General features: G+C 42.3%; 1 protein-coding gene. It reads left to right on the forward strand.

Annotated elements, in window-relative coordinates:
* Positions 1-220 (forward strand): MATE family efflux transporter (locus NE619_RS18670; protein ID WP_256133946.1); only part of this gene is annotated, 220 nt, incomplete at both ends.

Here is a 220-nt window from a genome sequence, read left to right on the forward strand (position 1 = left end):
CGGATTAGGCGAAAGTCAAATGGCTGCCATCTCGGTTGTGTATCCACTCGGTCAAGTAGTCGTTGGCTTAGGATTACTTTTTGGTAATGGGGCAGCATCCTACATTTCTCGACTGTTAGGACAAAGAAATAAGGATCAGGCAAACAAAGTGGCAAGCACTGCACTATATAGCAGTCTTGTTGTTGGTGCAATTATGATTGTTTTATCAATCCTCTTTTTG

It is taken from the genome of Anaerovorax odorimutans (assembly GCF_024459955.1).
GTDB lineage: Bacteria > Bacillota > Clostridia > Peptostreptococcales > Anaerovoracaceae > Hominibacterium > Hominibacterium odorimutans_A.